The 17,070-nt window shown below is 70.4% G+C and carries 15 protein-coding genes; 8 read left to right on the plus strand and 7 right to left on the minus strand.

The genetic code is table 11. The features are described 5' to 3' along the window. Position 1 precedes the first annotated feature (1 nt). The 7 genes from ACGFR9_RS25755 (at position 2) to ACGFR9_RS25785 (ending at position 6,809) form a co-directional block, all read left to right on the plus strand. Positions 2-415, plus strand: a complete 414-nt coding sequence (locus ACGFR9_RS25755; protein ID WP_004983056.1) for a roadblock/LC7 domain-containing protein — start codon at positions 2-4, stop codon at positions 413-415. 111 nt (positions 416-526) lie between these two features. Next, entirely contained in the window at positions 527-922 is a 396-nt protein-coding gene (locus ACGFR9_RS25760) for a DUF742 domain-containing protein (RefSeq protein ID WP_004924977.1), read from the plus strand. Beyond that, positions 903-1,493, plus strand: a complete 591-nt coding sequence (locus ACGFR9_RS25765; protein WP_030216564.1) for an ATP/GTP-binding protein — start codon at positions 903-905, stop codon at positions 1,491-1,493. Before ACGFR9_RS25760 ends, ACGFR9_RS25765 begins: the two co-directional genes overlap by 20 nt. Before the next feature lie 375 nt (positions 1,494-1,868). Then, complete coding sequence (locus tag ACGFR9_RS25770; protein WP_393212564.1) at positions 1,869-5,156, plus strand: nitrate- and nitrite sensing domain-containing protein; 3,288 nt, start codon at positions 1,869-1,871, stop codon at positions 5,154-5,156. A gap of 10 nt (positions 5,157-5,166) precedes the next feature. After that, positions 5,167-5,580, plus strand: a complete 414-nt coding sequence (locus tag ACGFR9_RS25775; protein WP_030216562.1) for a roadblock/LC7 domain-containing protein — start codon at positions 5,167-5,169, stop codon at positions 5,578-5,580. A 94-nt stretch (positions 5,581-5,674) separates the two neighbouring features. Further along, positions 5,675-6,247 (plus strand): DUF742 domain-containing protein, encoded by a 573-nt coding sequence (locus ACGFR9_RS25780; RefSeq protein WP_030216561.1) that lies wholly within the window; start codon positions 5,675-5,677, stop codon positions 6,245-6,247. Beyond that, positions 6,228-6,809, plus strand: a complete 582-nt coding sequence (locus ACGFR9_RS25785) for an ATP/GTP-binding protein (protein WP_030216560.1) — start codon at positions 6,228-6,230, stop codon at positions 6,807-6,809. Before ACGFR9_RS25780 ends, ACGFR9_RS25785 begins: the two co-directional genes overlap by 20 nt. Before the next feature lie 432 nt (positions 6,810-7,241). Here ACGFR9_RS25785 and ACGFR9_RS25790 read toward each other — a convergent pair whose 3' ends face one another. From ACGFR9_RS25790 to ACGFR9_RS25800, 3 genes are all read right to left on the minus strand, one after another. Then, on the minus strand, positions 7,242-7,430 hold the full coding sequence (locus ACGFR9_RS25790) for an acyl-CoA carboxylase subunit epsilon (protein ID WP_030216559.1): 189 nt from the start codon (positions 7,428-7,430) through the stop codon (positions 7,242-7,244). 14 nt (positions 7,431-7,444) lie between these two features. Next, complete coding sequence (locus ACGFR9_RS25795) at positions 7,445-9,028, minus strand: acyl-CoA carboxylase subunit beta (protein WP_393212567.1); 1,584 nt, start codon at positions 9,026-9,028, stop codon at positions 7,445-7,447. A gap of 226 nt (positions 9,029-9,254) precedes the next feature. Next, positions 9,255-10,115, minus strand: a complete 861-nt coding sequence (locus tag ACGFR9_RS25800; RefSeq protein WP_393212681.1) for an SDR family NAD(P)-dependent oxidoreductase — start codon at positions 10,113-10,115, stop codon at positions 9,255-9,257. 457 nt (positions 10,116-10,572) lie between these two features. Here ACGFR9_RS25800 and ACGFR9_RS25805 point away from each other — a divergent pair, with 457 nt between their 5' ends. Next, entirely contained in the window at positions 10,573-11,184 is a 612-nt protein-coding gene (locus ACGFR9_RS25805) for a YceI family protein (protein ID WP_393212569.1), read from the plus strand. A gap of 100 nt (positions 11,185-11,284) precedes the next feature. On the opposite strand, the gene ACGFR9_RS25810 is transcribed toward ACGFR9_RS25805, so the two are convergent. The 4 genes from ACGFR9_RS25810 to ACGFR9_RS25825 form a co-directional block, all read right to left on the minus strand. Then, positions 11,285-12,628: a hypothetical protein gene (locus ACGFR9_RS25810; protein ID WP_393212571.1), complete on the minus strand. Its 1,344-nt coding sequence runs from the start codon at positions 12,626-12,628 to the stop codon at positions 11,285-11,287. An 85-nt stretch (positions 12,629-12,713) separates the two neighbouring features. Then, positions 12,714-14,318, minus strand: coding sequence for a citramalate synthase (gene cimA, locus ACGFR9_RS25815; RefSeq protein ID WP_393212573.1), 1,605 nt, complete (start codon positions 14,316-14,318; stop codon positions 12,714-12,716). Between the two features lie 316 nt (positions 14,319-14,634). Beyond that, a complete protein-coding gene (locus ACGFR9_RS25820; protein WP_393212575.1) occupies positions 14,635-15,741 on the minus strand; it encodes a branched-chain amino acid aminotransferase in 1,107 nt (368 codons plus the stop codon). Positions 15,742-15,982: 241 nt separating this feature from the next. Continuing rightward, the gene (locus ACGFR9_RS25825; RefSeq protein WP_393212577.1) at positions 15,983-17,026 is read right to left on the minus strand and encodes a 3-isopropylmalate dehydrogenase; all 1,044 of its coding nucleotides are present in this window, start codon (positions 17,024-17,026) and stop codon (positions 15,983-15,985) included. Positions 17,027-17,070: the final 44 nt, after the last annotated feature.

Below are 17,070 nucleotides of genomic sequence, written 5' to 3' on the forward strand. Positions count from 1 at the left end.
GATGAGCCAGGCGGCACAGAACCTCAACTGGTTGATCACCAACTTCGTGGACAACACCCCCGGGGTGTCCCACACCGTCGTCGTGTCCGCCGACGGTCTTCTGCTGGCCCTGTCCGAGGGGTTCCCGCGTGATCGCGCGGATCAGCTCGCGGCCGTCGCTTCGGGACTGACCTCCCTGACGGCCGGCGCCTCACGGATCTTCGAAGGCGGCAACGTGGCGCAGACGGTCGTCGAGATGGAGCGGGGATTCCTTTTCCTCATGTCCGTCTCGGACGGCTCGTCGCTGGCCGTTCTCGCGCACCCCGAGTGCGACATCGGCCTTGTCGGCTACGAGATGGCGCTCCTGGTCGACCGAGCGGGCGCGGTCCTCACCCCGGACCTTCGCGCCGAACTACAAGGAAGTCTGCTCCACTGATCGGCCCCGGCACCACCCGTCTCACCAAATCACCGTCCGGCCGCCACATTCCCCCCACCGGCCCCGTCAGACGGCTTGACTGACCGACTTGCTGTCCCGCCCGGAGGATCCATGACCCCGCCCACCGCCTCTCATGATCCGTACGCGGAGCCGTACGAGGACGAGGGCGACCAGCCGCTGGTGCGTCCGTACGCGATGACCGGCGGCCGGACCAGGCCGCGTTATCAGCTGGCCATCGAGGCACTGATCAGTACGACGGCCGACCCGGCCGCGCTCATGGGGCTCCTTCCGGAGCACCAACGCATCTGCCATCTGTGCCGTGAGGTGAAGTCGGTCGCCGAGGTCTCGGCGCTGCTCAACATGCCACTGGGTGTTGCCCGGATCCTGGTGGCCGACTTGGCGGAGGCGGGACTCGTCGCCGTGCACCAGCCGGGCGGCGACGAGACGACCGGCGCCCCCGATGTGACACTGCTCGAAAGGGTGCTCAGTGGACTTCGCAAGCTCTAGCGGCGGGGCGGTCTCCGAAAACCGTGCCACCACATCCGCGAAGATCGTGGTGGCCGGCGGCTTCGGCGTGGGCAAGACCACGTTCGTCGGCGCCGTCTCGGAGATCAATCCGCTGCGTACCGAGGCCGTGATGACCTCCGCAAGCGCGGGCATCGACGACCTCACCCACACCGGGGGCAAGACCACCACCACGGTGGCCATGGACTTCGGCCGTATCACGCTGGACCAGGACCTGATCCTGTACCTGTTCGGCACTCCCGGCCAGGACCGCTTCTGGTTCATGTGGGACGACCTGGTGCGCGGCGCCATCGGCGCGGTGGTCCTGGTGGACACCCGCCGGCTGGCGGACTGCTTCCCGGCGGTGGACTACTTCGAGAACAGCGGGCTGCCCTTCGTGGTCGCCCTCAACGGCTTCGACGGCCAGCAGCCCTATCAGCCCGAGGAGGTGCGTGAGGCATTGCAGATCGGGCCCGACACCCCGATCATCACCACCGACGCCCGGCATCGCGCGGATGCGAAGAGTGCGCTGATCACCCTGGTCGAGCATGCTTTGATGGCACGTCTCAGGTAAGCGAAACGATAAGCGGCATACGGCAGTTGTCGTAGAATCACCGGAGCCGGCCGTGTCCTTCGACACGGCCGGCCCTGGTGTTCATAACGTTTCGGCAGAGGAATCGGGGGAGGTCGACACGCGATGCGGTCGCGCAGTACCGCTGCGCGCACGATCGGCTCGCCTTTTGCCGCCGCTCGCTCTTTTTGACCGTTTTATCTGGGACTTACCTCACTCGAATTCGTCGCCTTCCAGTGTTTGGAAGAGCGCTGGTCGGCATGCTGGAATGCCTGAACTGCCCATTAGTCAAAGACGTACCCCACGGTCGATGGCACACCGGGCTCTGAGACACAGCGGCACGACGAAGGTGCCGACCGCCGAGAGGTTGTTGGTCGAGTGAGGCGAAGCAAGAACAGTCCCGAGCCGTCGGCCCGGGGCAACTTCACGCCGCCGCCGCGCACAGCGGCGCCCGCCCCGGTGCCCGGCCCCGAGCCGACCCCAGCGCCCGCCGGCGGTGGAGGCCGCCTGTCCCCGCGCAACTGGCGTGTGACGACCAGGCTGAACGCGATCCTGCTCATACCCGTGCTGGTCGGCCTGGTCATGGGCGGCTTCCAGGTGAAGGACTCGATCGACACCTGGAACGAGGCCCAGGACGCGGAGAACACCGCGCGTCTGGTGCGTGCCTCCCTCACCTACGCCAACGCCCTCTTCAACGAGCGGGACGTCACCGCGGTCCCGCTGCTGCAGGGCAAGGGCAAGGACGACCCGGACGTGGCCAAGGCCCGCGCCGCGACCGACAAGGCCGCCGACGCCTTCGACGAGGCCGCGCGGAGCATGCCGGACAAGCCCGGTCTGAACCGCCGGATGGAGCTGTTCCGCGCGGCCGAGCCCCAGCTGACCGCGCTGCGCGCCGCGGCGTACACCTCCAAGCTCAAGGGTGTCGCGACCGAGGAGGGTTACGTCACCGTCGCCCACCCCCTGATGGAGTTCGCCAACGACCTCGGTCTCGGTACCGGCAACATCACCAGCTACGGACGTACGGTCTACGCGATCTCGCTGACCAAGTCGGCACTGTCGCTGGAGCGCTCCATCGGCATGCACCTGCTGGTGAAGCCCGGCCCGACCGACAGCCAGCTCGCCAGCCAGCGCGTCGCCCTCACCTCCTACGCCTACCTCGAGCGCATCGCCATCGAGGAGTACAGGGGCGGTGGCACCGAGGCCGACGTGGAGAAGCTGGAGCAGACGGCGCAGCGGATCCAGGCCGAGGGCACGGCCATGGCCCGGGAGGCCAAGCAGCAGGACCCCGACTACGTGGCGCCGCCCGCGAAGCCGGAGACGATGATCTCCGAGCTGGGCCGGCTCCCCTCCACCGACGCGGCCGCGCGCGGCGAACTCGCCGCCCAGGGCATCACCCCCGCCAACTGGTGGGCCGTGAGCACCCTCAAGTTCGACGGTTACAGCGAGATCGAGTCCGACCTCACCGACTCCGCGGTGAGCGAGGCCGCGCAGGTCGCCGACGACGCCCAGCGCGACGCCTTCATCACCGGCGCCGCCGTCGTGATCGCCCTCCTCGCCGCGTTCATCCTGGCCGGCATGGTGGCCCGCCAGATGAGCCGCTCCATGCGCCAGCTGCGCAACGCCGCCTTCGGTATCGCCGAGCAGCGGCTGCCGATGCTGGTCGACCAGCTCTCCCGGACCGATCCCGGCCGGGTCGACACCCGGGTGCAGGCGATCCCGATCACCTCCACGGACGAGATCGGCGAGGTCGCCCGCGCCTTCGACCAGGTCCACCGTGAGGCCGTCCGGCTCGCCGCCGAGCAGGCCCTGCTGCGGGGCAACATCAACGCGATCTTCACCAACCTGTCGCGCCGCAACCAGTCGCTGATCGAGGGCCAGCTGACCCTGATCACCGGCCTGGAGAACAACGAGGCCGACCCGGACCAGCTGGAGAACCTCTTCCGCCTGGACCATCTCGCGACCCGTATGCGCCGCAACGGCGAGAACCTCCTCGTCCTCGCCGGCGAGGAGCCCGGCCGCCGCTGGGACCAGCCGGTCCCGCTGGTCGACGTGCTGCGCGCCGCCTCGTCCGAGGTCGAGCAGTACGAGCGCATCGAGCTGTCCGGCGTCCCGGAGGCCGAGATCCACGGCCGCGCGGTGACCGACCTCGTGCACCTGCTCGCCGAGCTCCTTGAGAACGCCACCACGTTCTCCTCACCCCAGACCAAGGTCCGTGTGACCGCGACCCGTCTCCCCGACGGCCGCGTGATGATCGAGATCCACGACAAGGGCATCGGCCTCACCGCGGAGGACTTCGCGGACATCAACCACAAGCTGGCCAACCCGCCGACCGTGGACGCCGCGATCTCCCAGCGCATGGGCCTGTTCGTGGTCGGCCGGCTGTCCGACCGGCACGGCATCCGGGTCCAGCTGCGCCCCTCGGGCGAGCAGGCCGGGACGACCTCGCTGGTCATGCTGCCGGACGCGATCACCCACGGCGGCGGCGGCGAACAGCCGCTGGAGCGCGACGACTTCACGGTCTCGCAGATCATCCCGGAGCAGAACTTCCCGGGTGAGGACTTCGGTCGGCAGCCGCTGCGCACCGCCGCCGAGCTCGGCTTCGACGACAGCCGCTACACCGAGGTCCCGGACGACATCCGCGACCTGGACCCCGTCGGCCGTTCGCTGATGCGCGAGGAGCGCCGGGCGGCCCTGGACCCCCAGGGGCAGCCCGAGCCGACCGCCGCGAACAGCCAGGAGGCGCCCGAGGCGCCCGCTTTCCCGGACGAGTTCGCCGCCCCGCAGGGCTATGACAACGGCCAGGGATACGACGGCGGCCAGGGCTTCGACGGCTTCCAGGACCAGCGGACCGGCCAGTACGACCAGCAGGCGTACGACAACGGACAGCAGACGGCGTACGGAGAGCCGCAGCAGCAGTCGTACGGCGAGGGGTACTACGCGCCGAACGGGCAGCTGCCGCAGAACGAGTCCTTCTCCGCAGGCGCCGGCTACCCCGCCCCCTCCTACCCGGAGCCGGTCCAGAACGGCCACGCCGCCGGTGCCGCCGACGCGTTCCCCGCCTTCGGCGGCGGACCGGGGCAGACGGACGACTGGCCCCAGCAGGACGGTTACCGCAACGGCTACGCGGACCAGTACCCTGCTCAGACCCCCGAATCGGAAAATACGCAGGCCGCTGACGTACGTGAGCAGGACAGCGTAGGCTTCGACCGTCCGGGACCGGCCGCCTCCGACGGCCACGCGCTGACCGACGCCGGGCTTCCCCGCCGCGGATCCACCGCGGCCGGCGCGAACGGCCAGGGCGGCGCAGGGCAGAGGAAGCAGGAGCCGCCGGCCCCGACACCGGACAGCGGCGACGAGAGCGGCTGGCGTTCGGCGAACGACGAGCGCTGGCAGCAGGCATCGTCGCTCCGGAAGCCCAAGGCGGGCGGAGTGACTTCCTCCGGTCTGCCGCGACGGGTCCCCAAGGCCAATCTGGTCGAGGGAGCCGCCGAAACCACCCCCCAGGGAGGCCCCCAGGTCTCCCGCGCCCCGGAGGACGTCCGGGGCAGGCTGAGCAACCTGCGCCGCGGTGTCCAAAAGGGCCGCAGCGCGGGCAGTGAAACGAACAACCAGGCCACTAGGAACCAACACAGTGGTCCTGACAGCACCTACAACCAGGAGCGTTAGTGTGAGCCCGATGAGCCAGGCGGCACAGAACCTGAACTGGTTGATCACCAACTTCGTGGACAACACCCCGGGGGTGTCCCACACGGTGGTGGTCTCCGCCGACGGACTCCTTCTGGCGATGTCCGAAGGGTTTCCCCGTGACCGGGCCGACCAGCTCGCTGCCGTCGCCTCCGGTCTGACGTCCCTGACGGCAGGCGCCTCCCGGATCTTCGAGGGCGGCAGCGTGAATCAGACGGTTGTGGAGATGGAGCGGGGATTCCTGTTCCTCATGGCCGTTTCCGACGGTTCGTCGCTCGCAGTTCTCGCACATCCCGAGGCGGACATCGGCCTCATTGGTTACGAGATGGCCCTTCTGGTCGACCGGGCCGGTACGGTCCTGACGCCGGACCTCAGGGCGGAGCTCCAAGGGAGCCTTCTCAACTAGACGACGGACGGTGCGGTTTGGCGTCCCGGAGCCGTAAGGTTTCGGGACGCGGCTCCACAGTGATGGGTGCCAGGCACAGTCGGAGGAGGAGAAAGTGGCAACACCCCCAGACGGTTCATCCGCGGGCAACTGGTCGTACGGTCCCGCCCAGGGCCAGAACGACGGTTCCCAGAACCGGTACGGATACCCCTCCGCGCCACGCCACGGCCAGCCGTACGCGCCGCAGGGCCCCGGCCCTTCGCCGTACGACCAGCCGCATGCCCCGCGCATCCAGCCGGTGCAGCCGCAACGCCGAGCACCCGAGCCGGCGCCCGCCGGGGCGTCGAACAATCCCCTGGTGCGCCCGTACGCCATGACGGGCGGCCGCACCAGGCCGCGGTACCAGCTCGCCATCGAGGCGCTGGTGCACACCACCGCGCAGCCGCATCAGATGCAGGGCCAGTTGCCCGAGCATCAGCGGATCTGCACCCTCTGCCGGGAGATCAAGTCGGTGGCCGAGATCTCGGCCCTGCTGACCATCCCTCTCGGTGTGGCCAGGATCCTCGTCGCCGACTTGGCGGAGGCGGGACTGGTCGCCATCCATCAGCCCGGCGGCGACGAGAGCGCCGGCGGCCAGCCAGACGTGACACTGCTCGAAAGGGTGCTCAGTGGACTTCGCAAGCTCTAGCGGCGGTCCTTCCCGCTCCACCACCTCGGCGAAAATTGTGGTGGCGGGTGGCTTCGGCGTGGGCAAGACCACGTTCGTCGGGGCCGTTTCGGAGATCAACCCGCTGCGCACGGAGGCCGTCATGACGTCTGCTTCGGCAGGCATCGACGACCTCACCCACACCGGGGACAAGACGACCACGACGGTCGCGATGGACTTCGGCCGTATCACGCTGGACCAGGATCTGATCCTGTACCTGTTCGGTACGCCCGGCCAGGACCGCTTCTGGTTCATGTGGGACGACCTGGTGCGCGGCGCCATCGGGGCGATCGTGCTGGTCGACACGCGTCGGCTGGCCGACTGCTTCCCGGCGGTCGACTACTTCGAGAACTCGGGTCTTCCGTTCGTGATCGCGCTGAACGGCTTCGACGGCCAGCAGCCGTATCAGCCGGACGAGGTGCGGGAGGCGCTGCAGATCGGGCCGGACACGCCGATCATCACGACGGACGCGCGGCATCGGGCCGATGCGAAGTCGGCGCTCATCACCCTCGTGGAGCACGCGCTGATGGCCCGCCTGCGCTGACCCTCGCACTCCCCCGCATACGCCCCCTACGGCCCCTGGGCCGCCGGGGGCTTTTGCATAACCGGCACGACCCCAATCACGCACTTCCCCGCAGCCTGCGGCTCGGTGGAGGCCGGGCGCGCGGTTCCCCGCGCCCCTGCGGGCGCCCCTCGGTGTCTGCGGGCAGTCGTGCCGCTGGGGCGGCACGGGTGGGCGCTGGGGGTACCCCCTCTGGGGGAGGCGCCTCGTCGGCGCCGAGCGGCGCCACCCCCTCCTACGGCCACCGGGATGCCGGGGCCGTCATACGCCAGGTGCGGCTGGGTGAGGGCCGGGCGCGCGGTTCCCCGCGCCCCTGGGGGGTGTCTCGGCGCGGCGTGGCGATGCGCCCTCGGGGCGGCTGGGTGTCCGGGTATGAGGAAGGGCCCCTCCTCGAGCGGAGGGGCCCTTCTCGGGTCAGCGCCAGCTGTGGGGGGCTCGGAAGCCGTTCTCTCGTTCCAGGCGGCGCCAGCCGGCCTTCGCGCGGCCCCGGTGGGCCGGGGCCGCCGGCTGCGCGGCCGCACGGGCCAGCAGGATCGCCGTGAGAGCGGCGACCTCCTCCGGCTCGGCGTGGCCCTTCTCGACGCGAATGTCAGGTGTGCTCATGGCGTGCGTCTCCCTTACTGCGGCGGGTTGCCGTGCTTGCGGGACGGCAGATCGGCGTGCTTGGACTGCAGCATCGCCAGCGAACGGATCAGCACCTCACGCGTCTCGGCGGGGTCGATCACATCGTCGACCAACCCGCGCTCGGCGGCGTAGTACGGGTGCATCAGCTCGGACTTGTACTCCTTGACCATGCGGGCCCGCATGGCCTCCGGGTCCTCGGCGTCGGCGATCTGCCGGCGGAAGATGACGTTGGCCGCACCCTCCGCGCCCATCACGGCGATCTCGTTCGTCGGCCAGGCGTACGTCAGGTCGGCGCCGATGGACTGGGAGTCCATCACGATGTACGCGCCGCCGTACGCCTTGCGCAGGATCAGCGAGATCCGCGGCACGGTGGCGTTGCAGTACGCGTACAGCAGCTTCGCCCCGTGCCGGATGATGCCGCCGTGCTCCTGGTCGACGCCCGGCAGGAAGCCGGGGACGTCCAGGAAGGTCAGGATCGGGATGTTGAACGCGTCGCACATCTGGACGAAGCGCGCGGCCTTCTCGGACGCCTCGATGTCCAGCACACCGGCCAGCGACTGCGGCTGGTTGGCGACGATGCCGACGACCTGGCCGTCCATCCGGGCCAGCGCGCAGATGATGTTGCGCGCCCAGCGCTCGTGGACCTCGAGGTACTCGCCGTCGTCGACGATCTCCTCGATGACCTTGGCCATGTCGTAGGGCCGGTTGCCGTCGGCGGGGACCAGGTCCAGGAGGACGTCGCCGCGGCGCTCCGCGTCGTCGGAGCACTCCACGCGCGGCGGGTTCTCCCGGTTGTTCTGCGGGAGCAGGGAGAGGAGGTAGCGCACCTCGTGGATGCACGTCTCCTCGTCGTCGTAGGCGAAGTGGCAGACGCCCGAGGTCTCGGCGTGCACGTCCGCGCCGCCGAGGCCGTTCTGGGTGATCTCCTCGCCGGTGACCGCCTTGACGACGTCCGGACCGGTGATGAACATCTGCGAGGTGTCACGGACCATGAACACGAAGTCGGTGAGGGCGGGGCTGTAGGCCGCGCCGCCCGCACACGGGCCGAGCATCACGCTGATCTGCGGGATGACCCCGGAGGCCTTGGTGTTCCGCTGGAAGATGCCGCCGTACCCGGCGAGGGCGGAGACACCCTCCTGGATACGGGCGCCGGCGCCGTCGTTGAGCGACACCAGCGGCGCGCCGGCCGCGATGGCCATGTCCATGATCTTGTGGATCTTGGTGGCGTGGGCCTCACCCAGCGCGCCGCCGAAGATCCGGAAGTCATGGGCGTAGACGAAGACCGTACGGCCCTCCACCGTGCCCCAGCCGGTGATCACACCGTCCGTGTGCGGCTTCTTCTCCTCCAGACCGAAGCCGGTGGCCCGGTGCCGGCGCAGCTGCTCGACCTCGCGGAAGGACCCCGGGTCCAGCAGCAGCTCGATGCGCTCCCGCGCGGTCAGCTTGCCCTTGGCGTGCTGCGCCTGGGTCGCCTTCTCGCTCGGGCCGGCCAGTGCCTGGGCACGGATCTCGTGCAGTTCGGCCACGCGTCCGCGCGCGTCGGTCGGCTCACCCGGCGCCTCATCCAAAACGGTCATGTAGTGACCTTACGAAGCAGACCTCGAAATGCGAGCCGTCGACTCCTCACAGTCCTCGGGGTGTTTTCCTGGTGCACCTGAACAGAACCATGGGGACGTGCAGCCGTTCTGACTGCTCAGAAGGCGCCCGGCTTGTAGAGGTCACACAAAGGCGTCATCTGAGAGTCACCTCACATTCATGGGTGGCGCTTGCACCCGTTCGGGTAACTCCGGCCCGTGCCGACTCTCAGCCGAAGCGGTTCAGGAGCCGGCGGTAGAGGTGGGGGGTGAGGGCACGGACCCTGGACGGGAGGGCGAGCCAGGTGGGGATGTAGGTGTCGTCGCGGCCCTGGGCGACGGCGTTCCAGACGGCGGCGGCGACCCGGCCGGGCGAGGTGGGGCGCGGGTGGGAGCGGTGGTACGGGGTGCCGCGGCGGGCGAAGAAACCCGTCTCGACGGGGCCGGGCACGACGAGCGTCACACCCACGCCGGTACCGCGCAGTTCCTGCCGGAGCGCCTCGGCGAAGGCGGCGAGTCCGGCCTTGGCGGCGGAGTACACCGCCTCCTCCCGTACGCCGACGGAGCCGGCCACCGAGCCGACGAGCACCACCCGGCCGCTGCCGGCCGCCACCATCGAGGGCAGTACCTCCCGTACGAGGTGCAGCGTGGCGTTGAGGTCCAGGAACAGCACCCGGTCGATGTCGGTGTGCGGCATGGCCAGAAAGGGCCCGGCCCAGCCGATGCCTGCCCCGGCGACCAGCACGTCGACGCGTCCGGTCTTCCGCAGCGCGGCCTCCGCCAGCATCTTCGCCCCGTCCGGCGCGGCCAGGTCGGCGGGCAGCAGGACGGCCGAGGTGCCGGATGCCGTCTCCTCCAGCCGGCGCCGGTCCCGGCCGCTGAGCAGGAGTTGCCAGCCCCCGGCGGCGAAGCGCCGCGCGGTGGCCGCGCCGATGCCCGAGGAGGCGCCGGTGACGAGGACGACACGGCGGTCGGTGCGGAGCGGCGGTCCGGTGCCGCGCACCGCCGCCGCGGAGGCCGCGGCACGGGCGGCGCCGTGCGCGGGGTCCGCCGGGGGGTCGTAGGTGGAACCGGAGCCGGTGGTGGTCACGAGTCGGTCTCCCATGCGCTGTCGCTGCGGGTTCTCGCCATCCAGGACACCCCCACTCCGGTACCCCGCGCCAGCGCTGGAGCCCGCCGCCCGACCCGCCGCGACCCCCGCCGACGGGCCGCGTCCGGGCTCCCGGGGCCCGCACGCCACGCCGCAGAACCACCCCTGCGTGCGCGCGGTACCGCCAGGCGGGTGTACGACCCGCACACCCCCCCAGGAGGGGCAGGGAACCGCGCGCGGGGGTCTGGGCGAAGCTCCCGGGAACGGGAGGGGAAAGGGCGGCGGAGAGGGCCCGACAGGGGCAGGATGGACCTCGTACCAGCCCCGTGGGGGCGGATTCACGACAGCCGCACCAGAGATGGTTGAAACTTGAAGGGAATGGGTCTACGGTAGGTTCCGTTGAGTTAGTTGAACATTCAACGTGATCCCCTCACTCGATATCCTCAGGAGGAACACCATGGGCATCTTCGGCCGCAAGGACCACGACACCCCCGCCGCGACCACCGACGCCGCGGTGAACCCGGACCTCGCCGCCCTGACCGGCGAGTACACCATCGACCCCGCCCACAGCACGATCGGCTTCGTCGCCCGCCACGCGATGGTCACCAACGTCAAGGGCAGCTTCCAGGACTTCACCGGCACGCTGCGGCTCGACGGCTCCGACCCGGCCAAGTCCACCGCCACCCTCGACGTGGTGATGGACAGCATCACCACGGGCAACGCCGACCGTGACGGCCACCTCAAGAGCTCGGACTTCTTCAAGACGGACGAGTTCCCGGCGATGACCTTCCGCACCACCGAGGCACAGGCGCTCGGCGGCGACGACTACCGCGTCACCGGTGACCTGACGATCCTCGGCACCACCAAGCCGCTCACCATCGACCTGGAGTTCAACGGCGCCGCGACCGACCCGTTCGGCAACCAGCGCGTCGGCTTCGAGGGCAAGGCGGAGATCCTGCGCTCCGAGTGGGGTCTGACCTGGAACGCGGCCCTGGAGACGGGTGGCGTCCTGGTCTCCGACAAGATCAAGCTGAACTTCGACATCTCGGCGATCCGCAACGCCGCCTGAGAACGCCGAAGGCGCCCGACCGGCGCCCCCGAGCGCGCCCGCCCCCCGACTCCCCCGTACGGGAGGGCGGGCGCTCGGCGTTCCCGGCGAGGAACCCGGCTCAGAACCCGCCGCCGAAGTCCCCGCCGCCCCCGAAGTCCCCGCCGCCTCCGCCGAAGCCGCCGCCGAAGTCACCGGCGTCGAAGTCCGCGCCGGACACATCGCCGCCGCCGTAGCCGCCGAAGTCCCCGTATCCGGCCCCGTAGTCGGCCGCGTAGGAGGGGCCGGCCATCATGCCGCCGAGCACGGTGCCGACGAGCAGCCCGGGCAGCAGCCCGCCGCCGAAGTAGCCACCGGCCCAGGGACCGTACGCGGGGCCCGCGTCCCAGTAGGGGCGGCGCCCGTACTCGGTCTCGACCTCACGCACGGCCGGGTCGAGACCGTCGTCGAGGCGCGCCCGGTCGGCCGCGCAGACCGGCACCTCGCGCTCGGCCCCGCCCGGTGGGGTCCAGACGGCGTCGGCGACCGAGGGGCCGTGACGCGGGTCGAAGAAGCACGGCGGACGCCGCTCCGGCAGCGGGCGTCCCGCCCGGCGGGCGGCGAGCGAGGCGAGGGCGAAGCGGCCGTCCTCCACGGCCTGGGTGACGGCGCGTACATCCTCCGGCTTGCGGGCAGCCGCCATGAACGACTTGGACTTCTCGTAGGAGTCCAGCGCACGCTCGTAGTCCGCGCGCATCCCGTCGTCCGCACCGGGTTCGCCGGGGTGGAAGTCCAGCCGGTCGAGTTCCTCGCCGAACGCGGTGATGTCCTCGTCGACCACCACCCGCAGCTTCTCCAGCGCGGCCCGCTGCTCCTCCTCGTGGCGCCGGCGGTTGCGGCGGGACACGGCGTAGATGCCCGCACCACCGGCCGCCACCAGCGCTCCGACGGTGATCAGCCCGCCGACGGGGACGTCACCGCCGGCCCCGCCACTCCATGAGTCCGGCGCCGTGCCGCCGGTGTTGCGCAGCGCGCCGTCGACGAAGTCGTTCAGCTGGGCCTTGGCGTCCCCGGCGCCCTGCACGGAGGTGACCAGGTTCCGTACGCCCTGCCGGCTCAGCACACTGCCGTCGGCGCGCGCGTCGAACTCGTCGCCGAGCCGGATGCCGTACAGACCGGTGACGCCGGTCTCGGTGCGCAGGTTCTGGAAGAGGTTCCGCGTGGGATAGTCCGCCGGGAGCACGACGACGAAGACGGGTTTGTCCGCGTCCTCGATCTTGCCGGCGAGGGCCTCGGCGTCGGACCCGGCCAGGATGTCCCGGGCCGCGGGGTCGACGTAGACGGGGCTCTCCCGCAGTTGACTCGCGATCCGGGAGAGATCCGTCTCCGCCTGTGCCCCGGGCGCTCCGGCCATCAGGACCGCCAGCGCGGCGGTCACCGGCACGATCAGCAGGCGTACGAGGGTACGCAGCGGCGCGTCCTTCATATCTTCGAAGCTACCCGAATTACGCCATAAACGGGCATTCGGACCGGCAGGGGTTCCCGGGGCCACCCCTGCCGGGACGGAGTTCCTACGCCGCCGGCTCCACGCCGGCCCGCAGCAGCCCGTACGCGTAGGCGTCCTCGAGTGCCTGCCAGGACGCGGCGATGACGTTGTCCGCGACGCCCACCGTCGACCACTCCCCCGCGCCGTCGGACGTGGAGATGAGGACACGGGTGGTGGACTGGGTGCCGTGCTTGCCCTCGAGGATGCGGACCTTGTAGTCGACGAGCTCCAGCTTGGCGAGCTGGGGGTAGATCTTCTCCAGGGCGACGCGCAGGGCGCGGTCCAGGGCGTTGACCGGTCCGTTGCCCTCCGCGGTGGCGACGATGCGCTCGCTCTTGGCCCACAGCTTCACCGTGGCCTCGTTGGCGTGGCTGCCGTCGGGGCGGTCCTCGACGATCGCGCGCCAGGACTCGACGTCGAAGTACTTCAGCGGCCGGCCCTCGGCCTCCGCGCGCAGCAGCAGTTCGAAGGAGGCGTCGGCGGCCTCGTACGTGTAGCCCTTGAGCTCGCGTTCCTTGACCCGCTCGACGACCCGGCCGACCAGTTCGCGGTCGTCGCCGAGGTCGATGCCGAGTTCCTTGCCCTTGAGCTCGATGGAGGCGCGCCCCGCCATGTCGGAGACCAGCATCCGCATGGTGTTGCCGACCTGCTCGGGGTCGATGTGCTGGTAGAGGTCCGGGTCGACCTTGATCGCGGAGGCGTGCAGGCCGGCCTTGTGGGCGAAGGCGGAGACACCGACGTACGGCTGGTGCGTCGACGGGGTGAGGTTGACGACCTCGGCGATGGCGTGCGAGATACGGGTCATCTCCCGCAGCCGGCCCTCGGGCAGGACCTGCTTGCCGTACTTCAGCTCCAGGGCGGCCACGACGGGGAACAGGTTGGCGTTGCCCACCCGCTCGCCGTAGCCGTTGGCGGTGCACTGGACGTGGGTGGCGCCCGCGTCGACGGCGGCGAGGGTGTTGGCGACGGCGCAGCCGGTGTCGTCCTGGGCGTGGATGCCGAGCCGGGCGCCGGTGTCGGCGAGGACGGTGGCGACCACGGCCTGGATCTGCGCCGGGAGCATGCCGCCATTGGTGTCGCACAGGACGACGACGTCGGCGCCGGCCTCGGAGGCGGCACGGACGACCGACTTGGCGTACTCGGGGTTGGCGCGGTAGCCGTCGAAGAAGTGCTCGCAGTCGACGAAGACGCGGCGGCCCTCGCCCTTGAGGAAGGAGACGGTGTCGCGGACCATCTCCAGGTTCTCCTCGAGGGTGGTGCGCAGGGCGAGTTCCACATGGCGGTCGTGGGACTTCGCGACCAGTGTGATCACCTGGGCGCCGGAGTCGAGGAGTGCCCTGACCTGGGGGTCCTTCTCCGCGGTGGCGCCGGCGCGCCGGGTGGCGCCGAAGGCGACCAGCTCGGCGTGCCGGAACTCGATCTCCTGCTGGGCGCGGGCGAAGAACTCGGTGTCCCGCGGGTTCGCGCCGGGCCAGCCGCCCTCGATGAAGCCCACGCCGAACTCGTCCAGGTGCCGTGCGATGGCGAGCTTGTCGGCGACCGTGAGGTTGATGCCCTCGCGCTGGGCGCCGTCGCGCAGGGTGGTGTCGAAGACGTGGAACGAGTCGTCGGGCTCGCTGGTTGCGGTCATGGTCTGAAGGCTCCTGAGTTGATCTCGGTCTACCGGAATGACCGGTTCCACCGTTCCCCCATGGTCCCTCGCGCCCCGTTCCTGGCCGCGGGTGGGGCCAGGAAACAGAAAAACCTCTCGCGGGTGCGAGAGGTCTGCGCGCGGGTCGAGGACGACGGTGTCCGCCCGTACGGTGTCGTACGTGCGGTCACTGCGGACCGGCGCGCCTGCTGCCAATAATCGTGGCGAACGAGAGCACGGGGGCAGTCTGGCACAATCCGCCCCCGCGCTCACGATCCGTCTCAGGATGCGGGCGGTGGGTGTTCACCCGCCGCGGCTAGCCCAGCGGGTGCATCCAGCCGTGCTTGTCCTCGGCGGTGCCGCGCTGGATGTCGAGGAGGGCCTGGCGCAGCCGGGTGGTGACCTCGCCGGGCTCGCCGCCGCTCTGCCGCCACTCGGCGCCGGCCCGCTTCACGGTGCCGACCGGGGTGATGACGGCCGCCGTACCGCAGGCGAAGACCTCGGTGAGGCTGCCGTTCTCGGAGTCGCGCTGCCACTGGTCGACACTGACGCGCTCCTCGACGGCGTCGTAGCCGAGGTCGCGGGCGACGGCCAGCAGGGAGTCACGGGTGACGCCCTCCAGGATGGAGCCGCTCAGCGTCGGCGTGACGATCACGGGCTTTGAATTGGATGCAGCGCCGTACACGAAGTACAGGTTCATGCCGCCGAGTTCTTCGACCCACTTGTGCTCGACGGCGTCGAGGTAGCAGACCTGGTCGCAGCCCTTGGCGGCGGCCTCGGCCTGGGCGAGGAGGGAGGCCGCGTAGTTGCCGCCGGTCTTCGCGTCGCCCATGCCGCCGGGGACGGCGCGGACGCGGTCCTCGGAGACCCAGATGGAGACGGGCTTCACGCCGCCCGGGAAGTAGGCGCCGGCCGGGGAGGCGATGACCAGGAACAGATACTCGTTGGCGGGCTTCACACCCAGCCCGACCTCGGTCGCGATCATGAAGGGGCGCAGGTAGAGGGACTCCTCGCCGCCGTGCGCCGGGACCCATGCCTTGTCCTGCGTGACGAGGGCGTCGCACGCCTCGAGGAACGTCTCGACGGGCAGCTCGGGCATCGCGAGCCGCTTGGCGGAGCGCTGGAAGCGTTCGGCGTTCTTCTCGGGGCGGAAGGTGGCGACGGACCCGTCGGGCCGGCGGTAGGCCTTCAGGCCCTCGAAGATCTCCTGCGCGTAGTGCAGGACGGTGGTCGCGGGGTCGAGGGAGAGCGGCGCGTACGGGACGAGCTGGCCGTCGTGCCAGCCACGGCCCTCGGTCCACTTGATGGTCACCATGTGATCGGTGAAGTGGCGGCCGAACCCGGGGTTGGCCAGGATCGCCTCGCGTTCCGCGTCCGAGAGCGGGTGGGCGGAGGGCTTGAGCTCGATCGTGGGCGTCGTCATGAGTGGTAGTCCTTCACCGGTTGTAGTGACGGGCCGCGCACACGCCCGTACGGCCGGTGGCCAGTACTAGGACGTCCGAGCATTCCCTCATTCCGCGGCTCCGCGTTCGATTATCGCCCGTAGGCGACCGCGGACGAAACAGGGTGATTGCGGCCCGGTGGTCGATGGTGACACCCGGCGGGGACAGGGGAAAGCCGCCGGGTGCGTGTGCGGCCCGGCGGCTTCGGGGTGGTGCGCCGGGTCAGCCGGCTACTCGCGCGGCGAGCGCGTCGCCGATCTCCGAGGTGCTGCGGGCGGGCAGGGCGCCACGCTCCGCGAGGTCGGCGGAGACGGCGTCCTCGATGCGGGCCGCCTCGGCGTCGTGACCGAGGTGGCGCAGCAGGAGGGCGACGGACAGGACCGTGGCGCTGGGGTCGGCCTTGCCCTGGCCGGCGATGTCCGGGGCCGAGCCGTGCACGGGCTCGAACATCGACGGGTACGCGCGGCCCGGGTTGATGTTGCCGGAGGCCGCGACGCCGATGCCGCCGGAGACGGCGGCGGCGAGGTCGGTGATGATGTCACCGAAGAGGTTGTCGGTGACGATGACGTCGAAGCGGGCCGGGTCGGTGACGAGGTAGATCGTCGCGGCGTCGACGTGGATGTAGTCGGTGGTGACCTCGGGGTACTCCTCGGCCACCTTGTTGAACACGTTCGTCCACAGGTGGCCGGCGAACGCCAGCACGTTGTTCTTGTGGACCAGCGTCAGCTTCTTGCGGGGGCGGGCCTGGGCGCGGGCGAAGGCGTCGCGGACCACGCGCTCGACACCGAAGGCCGTGTTCACGGAGACCTCGGTGGCGACCTCGTGCGGGGTGCCCTTGCGGATCGTGCCGCCGTTGCCCGTGTACGGGCCCTCGGTGCCCTCGCGCACGACGACGAAGTCGATCTCCGGCTGGCCGGCGAGCGGCGTGGCGACACCGGGGAGCAGCTTCGACGGACGCAGGTTGACGTGGTGGTCGAAGGCGAAGCGGAGCTTGAGCAGGAAGCCGCGCTCCAGGACGCCGGAGGGAACACTCGGGTCGCCGATGGCGCCGAGCAGGATGGCGTCGTGCCGCTTCAGCCCGTCGAGGTCGGCGTCGGTGAGGGTCTCACCGGTGGCGTGGTAGCGCCGGGCGCCGAAGTCGTACTCCTTGGTCTCCAGCTTCACATCCTGCGGAAGGACGGCGGAGAGGACCTTCAGGCCTTCGGCCACGACCTCCTGGCCGATGCCGTCACCGGGGATCACTGCGAGATTGATGCTGCGAGACATGCGGGCACCCTACTCCTCGTCCCACGGGATGACATGCGGTGTCC

It is taken from the genome of Streptomyces sp. NPDC048584 (assembly GCF_043199595.1).
GTDB classification, from domain to species: Bacteria; Actinomycetota; Actinomycetes; order Streptomycetales; family Streptomycetaceae; genus Streptomyces; species Streptomyces edwardsiae.

What these genes read in the sequence shown, in the direction of transcription:
- ACGFR9_RS25755 (WP_004983056.1), top strand. Translation starts at nt 2, where the DNA reads ATGAGCCAGGCGGCACAGAACCTCAACTGGTTGATCACCAACTTCGTG.
- ACGFR9_RS25760 (WP_004924977.1), top strand. Translation starts at nt 527, where the DNA reads ATGACCCCGCCCACCGCCTCTCATGATCCGTACGCGGAGCCGTACGAG.
- ACGFR9_RS25775 (WP_030216562.1), top strand. Translation starts at nt 5,167, where the DNA reads ATGAGCCAGGCGGCACAGAACCTGAACTGGTTGATCACCAACTTCGTG.
- ACGFR9_RS25790 (WP_030216559.1), bottom strand. Translation starts at nt 7,430, where the DNA reads ATGAGCACACCTGACATTCGCGTCGAGAAGGGCCACGCCGAGCCGGAG.
- ACGFR9_RS25795 (WP_393212567.1), bottom strand. Translation starts at nt 9,028, where the DNA reads ATGACCGTTTTGGATGAGGCGCCGGGTGAGCCGACCGACGCGCGCGGA.
- ACGFR9_RS25805 (WP_393212569.1), top strand. Translation starts at nt 10,573, where the DNA reads ATGGGCATCTTCGGCCGCAAGGACCACGACACCCCCGCCGCGACCACC.
- ACGFR9_RS25810 (WP_393212571.1), bottom strand. Translation starts at nt 12,628, where the DNA reads ATGAAGGACGCGCCGCTGCGTACCCTCGTACGCCTGCTGATCGTGCCG.
- cimA (WP_393212573.1), bottom strand. Translation starts at nt 14,318, where the DNA reads ATGACCGCAACCAGCGAGCCCGACGACTCGTTCCACGTCTTCGACACC.
- ACGFR9_RS25820 (WP_393212575.1), bottom strand. Translation starts at nt 15,741, where the DNA reads ATGACGACGCCCACGATCGAGCTCAAGCCCTCCGCCCACCCGCTCTCG.
- ACGFR9_RS25825 (WP_393212577.1), bottom strand. Translation starts at nt 17,026, where the DNA reads ATGTCTCGCAGCATCAATCTCGCAGTGATCCCCGGTGACGGCATCGGC.